Genomic DNA, 6,742 nt, shown 5'->3' with positions numbered 1-6,742 from the left:
AAAACGGCATAAGTTTAAAAGCCCTGCCTCCTTTTATTCAAAGGAGCTAAGAAAAATTGCACTTCATGGTGTAATCTAGGTTTTTCACAAAAAAACACAGTTAACCACTTAATTTTATTAAAAAATAAATACGATACCTGAGCAATTTTTATAAAAACAATAGCGCTTTTAGAACATCTGAAAGCTATTGTTAAGATTTATTTGACAGGTATAAAAGCGCAAAACCGAATGAGTTTTAATTTGAGTTTTCTATGGTTTAGCTATTTTTTCGTTTTTTTTACTTGTTATTTATTGTTATTGAGAATAATTCGCATTTTTACACTAAAAATAACTCTGATTTTTTTTAAAATATGCATCTTTAATTTAAACGATTACTTTTATTAATACTATCGTTATTTTTAGGAAGCATAATGTCATCTTTTACCCTTAACCAGTTACCTTTAGGGCGCGAGGCGGTAATTACTCGATTATTACCTGAATCGTTACCCTTTCGTCGAAAGTTGCTTGCAATGGGCATTACGCCGGGTTGTAAGGTTTTGGCTGTGCGCGTTGCGCCACTTGGTGATCCAATTGAAATTAAAATGCGTGGATTTGCACTTTGTTTACGTCGTAAAGAAGCGCAAGCCATTGAAGTGATGGAGGTAAGTGCGTGAAGTTAGCATTAATTGGTAACCCTAATTGCGGTAAGACAACGTTATTTAATGTACTAACGGGCTCAAAACAGCGAGTAGGGAACTGGCCGGGTGTGACCGTTGAGCGTAAAACTGGTATATTCACTTATCATCATACGCAATATGAAGTTATCGATTTGCCCGGTACGTATTCGATTGAACCTGATCCACTTAGTGTTTCGCAAGATGAGCTTATTGCGCGCCAATTCGTGCTGTCCGAAAGTGACAGCCTGATTATTAATATTATTGATGCAACTAATTTGCAACGCAGTTTGTATTTAACTTGCCAGTTGATTGATTTGCAAGTGCCAATGATTGTTGTGTTAAATATGATCGATGCTGTTAAAGCCATGGGCGAACAGATTAATGTTGATTTGTTGTCGACTTTGCTCGGTTGTCCGGTGGTGGCAATATCATCTCGTCAAAAAATGGGTTTACAGGGCTTTTATCAACAAATCGAAAACATGGTAATACGTCCATATACTGCACAGCCATCGATTGATCTGCTTGGCGATGATCAGCAAGCGGTGATTCAACGTTATCTTTGTGATCTGCCTGAAGATAGCGTTGTGCGCCAATTTAATCGCTGGCAATTGATAGATGCCTTATTAGATGATTCGCGCTATCGCTTATCACAATGTGAAACCAAAATGTTAGCGGACTGCCGATTGTCGCTTGCAAAATGGTGTGATAATGAAATCGATGTGGCACTTGCTAGCGCTCGTTATGACACGATTGATGTAATTTGTAAAAAAGTCATTGAGAAACCGCGTGAGCTTAGCCGTCATTTTTCTGATAGGTTAGATAATATTACGTTAGGGCGTATTACTGGGATTCCATTCTTTTTGCTAGCTATGTATGCCATGTTTATGGTGGCAATTAATTTTGGAGCGGTGTTTATTGATTTTTTTGATGTGCTTTTTGGTACTATTTTTGTTAATGGCACAACCGAGCTACTTCACACTATCAATGCTCCAAATTGGATTACAGCTATTTTAGCCAATGGTATTGGTCGCGGCATTCAAACTGTTTCAACGTTTATTCCTGTTATTGGGGCGATGTTTTTTTGTTTGTCGTTTTTAGAAGATTCTGGCTATTTGGCGCGTGCAGCAATGGTAATCGATCGGTTAATGCGCAGTATTGGTTTGCCGGGTAAAGCATTTGTGCCAATGCTTGTGGGGTTTGGCTGTGGTGTACCAGCCATTATGGGCACGCGAACGCTAGAAAGCACACGTGATCGCATTATGTCGATTTGTATGATTCCTTTTATGTCCTGTGGGGCAAGGTTGCCGGTCTATGCATTATTTGCAGTAATATTCTTCCCTAAAAATTCCTCTATAGTGGTGTTTGCGTTATATTTGTTCGGCATAGCGGTGGCAATGGTGACGGGCTTTGTGCTCAAATTTACTTTGTTAAAAGGTTCACTCACACCATTTATTATGGAAATACCTGTGTATCGTATTCCGACTTTAAGTAGTCTAATTAGTTTGACTTGGCAGCGCTTAACGTCGTTTATTTTTAGAGCGGGTAAAGCTATTGTGTTGATGGTAACTGTGTTAAGTGTGCTTAATTCATGGGGAAGTGATGGTTTGTTTAGGCAAGAAAGTTCTCAAAACTCTATGCTTTCTGTTGTTAGCCAAAAAATCACGCCTGCATTTGCACCGATGGGAATTAACCATGATAACTGGCCAGCAACAGTAGGAATTTTTACTGGTATTTTTGCTAAAGAATCGGTAATTGCAACACTCAATTCGCTTTATGCTATCGATGATGATAACGAGCAAGCCGAGCCATTTAGTTTGTCGCAAGGAATTTTAGAGGCGCTAGCAACCATTCCGAAAAATTTGGCGAGTTTGTCGAATGCAGTTTTAGATCCGTTAGGATTTAACACTGCTTCACAAGATATGGATTCACTACAGGTTGATTTAGCGGTGGATTCGACAACAATTTCACAAATTAAAAATGGGTTTGGTACCCCTTCAGCTGCGATGAGTTATTTAATTTTTATTTTACTTTATACTCCTTGTGCTGCAGCGTTGGGCGCAGTTTATCGCGAAGCTGGTTTTAAGTGGATGGTATTTGTGGCAATTTGGACTTTTACCGTTGCGTGGCTTACGGCAACTATTTATTATCAATGTACGTTACTTGGGCATTCGCCTGTCGCCGTTTGGTGGCTAATGGGGTGCAGTGCATTTATTGTGGTAATGGTACTGTTTATGCGTATTTTTGGGCAATATTTGCCTTTTAATCAATCAGCAGCGCCAAATATATCCCATTGTAAAAAATCATCATGCTGTCAGTAAATAAATGCCTGGCTAATTTGTAAAATATAAATAGAGGAAAAGTATGCAGGGATCGCCTTGCAACTTTGGTTATGACTATGTTAATAACATCAATTCGTGATTATGTACAATTAAAAGGTCGTGCACCATTGCAAGATATTGCCAGACACTTTCACTTACCCGAAAGCGCAACTGAGCAGATGTTACGTTTTTGGATCAAAAAAGGCGTGATAAAATTGATAGCGCAAGATCAGCCACTGCCTTGCCAAGCTAATCAGTGCCGTTCTTGTATAAGTTGTGGTTTAACTAGTCAACTTGAATATGTTTGGGCTTAAGCAATTAAATTATAATTTAGCGAATTTTTAAATCTGCAAATTTTTTTGTTAAGCATTTTGTCGATTTAAAGATCGATTAATGCAAATTAATCCTAATTTGATTTTGTGATTTAATTCACATAATTGAATTTATTTGTACGCTAAAAATAGCAAACATAACTAATATTAATGAGTGATAATGTTACGGTAAAGCTTGATTCCGCCTTTTTTGTTTGCATTTTACTGTGTTTTTTTTGAACACAACCAAGATGAATCATCATCCAATGACAAAGTCGTTTTATTATGGAATAAATGTTATTATACTTTACATTATAATAACACGCTGTATGAGGATAAAAAGTATGAGTCAATTAGATGAATTTAAAAAATTAACTGTGGTGGTAGCTGATACGGGTGATATCGATTCGATTAAGCAGTTTTTCCCCGAAGATGCAACAACGAATCCCTCTCTTGTTTTGAAAGCAGCACAACTTCCTCAATATCGCAATTTAATTGATTCTGCAGTGCAAACCGCTAAAAAATTAGGTGGCAGTAAAGAACAGCAGTTAGTTAATGCGTGTGATCAAGTTGCGGTGAATATTGGTGCTGAGATTTTAAAAACCGTTCCAGGACGAATTTCGACCGAAGTGGATGCGCGTTTGTCTTTCGATAAACAAGGTTGTATTGAAAAAGCGCGTAAAATCATTGCACTTTATCAAGAAAAAGGCATTGATAAGTCTCGTATTTTAATTAAGATTGCATCAACGTGGGAAGGTATTAAAGCAGCAGAAGTACTTGAAAAAGAAGGTATTAACTGTAATTTGACGTTACTATTTTCGTTCGCACAAGCGCGTGCGTGTGCTGAAGTCAATGCCTTTTTAATTTCGCCATTTGTAGGGCGTATTTATGATTGGTATCAAGCTAAAAAACCAATCGATCCTTATGTGGCTGATGAAGATCCGGGCGTTGTTTCTGTGCGTAATATTTTTAATTATTATAAACAACATGGTTATAAAACAGTTGTGATGGGTGCAAGCTTCCGTAAAGTCGATCAGATTTTGGCATTAGCCGGTTGTGATAGGTTAACAATTTCGCCTAATTTACTTGCCGAAATGCAACAATCAAATGCGCCTGTTGTGCAAAAACTTAATCCAAATCAATCTTTGGTTGAGCGCCCTACGCCAATGACCGAAGCCGAATTTAGATGGCAACATAATAGTGATGCCATGGCAGTTGAAAAATTAGCCGAAGGCATTCGCGCATTTGCCGTTGATCAAGGAAAATTAGAAGATATGATTGGCGCACTGCTATAATCATTTGCACATGATAGGGGAGTTAGCTCCCCATTTTTATACTAATTTTTGTTGATTTAACTAGCTATTTTGCAAGTGATATCCACCTTGCAGGTATTAACAAATTTTTACTCAAAAAATTTTTTTGGAGATTATAATATGAATGCAACCACACTATCCCACCGCGAACTGGCGAATGCGATAAGAGCATTGAGCATGGATGGCGTACAGAAAGCAAAATCAGGGCATCCTGGTGCGCCGATGGGTATGGCAGATATGGCTGAAGTGCTTTGGCGTGGCTTTTTAAAACATAGTCCAAACAACCCAAAATGGGCTGATCGCGACCGTTTTATTTTATCAAATGGTCATGCTTCTATGTTGATCTATAGTTTATTGCATTTAACCGGTTATGACGTGACCATTGATGATCTAAAAAATTTTCGTCAGTTGCATTCAAAAACTGCAGGACACCCTGAATATGGTTATGTACCGGGTGTTGAAACAACAACCGGACCTCTAGGTCAAGGTATTGCTAATGCCGTAGGTATGGCTATTGCCGAAAGAACCTTAGCTGCACAATTTAATAAACCTGAGCATACTATTGTTGATCACCATACTTATGTGTTTATGGGTGATGGTTGTATGATGGAAGGTATTTCGCACGAAGTGTGTTCGTTAGCAGGTACTCTTAAATTAGGTAAACTTATTGCGTTTTACGATGATAATGGCATTTCAATCGATGGTGAAGTCGAAGGTTGGTTTACTGATGATACCGCAAAACGTTTTGAAGCTTACGGCTGGCACGTTATCCGTAGTATTGATGGTCATGACGCTAAAGCGTTAAAAGAAGCTATCGAGCAAGCGCAAGCGGTAACCGATAAACCATCATTATTAATGTGTAAAACGGTGATTGGTTTTGGTTCACCAAATAAAGCCGGCAGCCATGAAAGCCATGGTGCACCATTAGGCGATGCCGAAATTGAAGCAACACGCAAAGCACTTGGCTGGAATTATCCTGCTTTTGAAATTCCTAAAAACTACTATGATGCTTGGGATGCTAAAGCTAAAGGTAAGCAGATCGAAGATGAATGGAATGTTCGTTTTGATGCTTATGCTAAGGCTTATCCTGAATTAGCCAAAGAATTTAAACGTCGTGTTAATGGTGATTTGCCGGTAAATTGGTCACAAATTGCTAACGATGTGGTGAATAAACTCCAAGCAAATCCAGCAACAATTGCTACCCGTAAAGCATCACAAAATGCTATTGAAGCGTTTGCCCCTGCTTTACCTGAGTTTTTAGGTGGTTCGGCTGATTTAGCACCAAGTAATTTAACCATGTGGTCAGGCTCTAAAGAGATCTTAGCTAATGCGGATGGTAATTATATCCATTATGGTGTGCGTGAATTTGGTATGTCTGCTATTATGAATGGTATTGCATTACATGGTGGATTTATTCCTTATGGTGCGACATTCTTAATGTTTATGGAATATGCACGTAATGCCATTCGAATGGCGGCATTAATGAAGATTCGTGCTTTATTTGTCTATACTCATGATTCAATTGGCTTGGGTGAAGATGGACCAACGCATCAACCTGTTGAGCAAATGGCAAGCTTACGTATGACGCCTAATGTGAGTACTTGGCGACCATGCGATCAAGTCGAGTCAGCTATTGCGTGGCAATATGCAATAGATCGTAAAGACGGTCCAACAGCGTTGATTTTTTCACGACAAAATCTTAAACAACAAGATCGCACTGCTCATCAATTAGCTGATGTATATCGCGGTGGTTATATCTTAAATGATTGCATAGGTACACCAGATTTAATTATTATTGCGACGGGTTCAGAAGTTGAACTTGCCGTTGAAGCTTATCAACAATTGACACAAGCAGGTAAAAAAGTGCGGGTGGTATCAATGCCATCAACTGATGTGTTTGATAAACAAGATCAGGCTTATAAAGAGTCAGTATTGCCATCGTCAGTCACAGCCCGCCTTGCTATTGAAGCGGGTATTAGCGATTATTGGTATAAATATGTTGGCCTTAATGGTAAAGTAATTGGCATGACAAGCTTTGGTGAATCAGGTCCAGCGGATCAACTGTTTAAAGAGTTTGGCTTTACTGTTGAAAATGTACTTGCGCAAGCAAATAGTTTATTGAAATAGTTAATTTATTACACTAA

5 protein-coding genes are annotated in these 6,742 nt (G+C 38.5%); all 5 read left to right on the top strand.

Going from position 1 to position 6,742, the window contains the following annotated elements; genetic code table 11:
• Positions 1-410 precede the first annotated feature (410 nt).
• The 5 genes from GQ598_RS09330 to tkt all read left to right on the top strand — a co-directional run bounded on the left by GQ598_RS09330 (position 411) and on the right by tkt (position 6,725).
• Positions 411-653: a FeoA family protein gene (locus GQ598_RS09330; protein WP_085248100.1), complete on the top strand. Its 243-nt coding sequence runs from the start codon at positions 411-413 to the stop codon at positions 651-653.
• Positions 650-2,974 (top strand): Fe(2+) transporter permease subunit FeoB, encoded by a 2,325-nt coding sequence (feoB, locus tag GQ598_RS09325; RefSeq protein ID WP_370516539.1) that lies wholly within the window; start codon positions 650-652, stop codon positions 2,972-2,974. The genes GQ598_RS09330 and feoB overlap by 4 nt, the downstream gene beginning before the upstream one ends.
• Before the next feature lie 77 nt (positions 2,975-3,051).
• The gene (locus GQ598_RS09320) at positions 3,052-3,288 is read left to right on the top strand and encodes a FeoC-like transcriptional regulator (RefSeq protein ID WP_160403885.1); all 237 of its coding nucleotides are present in this window, start codon (positions 3,052-3,054) and stop codon (positions 3,286-3,288) included.
• 341 nt (positions 3,289-3,629) lie between these two features.
• Positions 3,630-4,580, top strand: coding sequence for a transaldolase (tal, locus tag GQ598_RS09315; protein ID WP_160403884.1), 951 nt, complete (start codon positions 3,630-3,632; stop codon positions 4,578-4,580).
• Between the two features lie 138 nt (positions 4,581-4,718).
• The gene (gene tkt, locus GQ598_RS09310) at positions 4,719-6,725 is read left to right on the top strand and encodes a transketolase (RefSeq protein ID WP_160403883.1); all 2,007 of its coding nucleotides are present in this window, start codon (positions 4,719-4,721) and stop codon (positions 6,723-6,725) included.
• The last annotated feature ends 17 nt before the right edge of the window (positions 6,726-6,742 follow it).

It is taken from the genome of Gilliamella sp. Pas-s95 (genome assembly GCF_009795795.1).
Lineage (GTDB): Bacteria > Pseudomonadota > Gammaproteobacteria > Enterobacterales > Orbaceae > Gilliamella > Gilliamella bombicola.
Note: the sequence above shows the minus strand (reverse complement) of the source record. Positions and strands in the feature narration are given on the sequence as shown.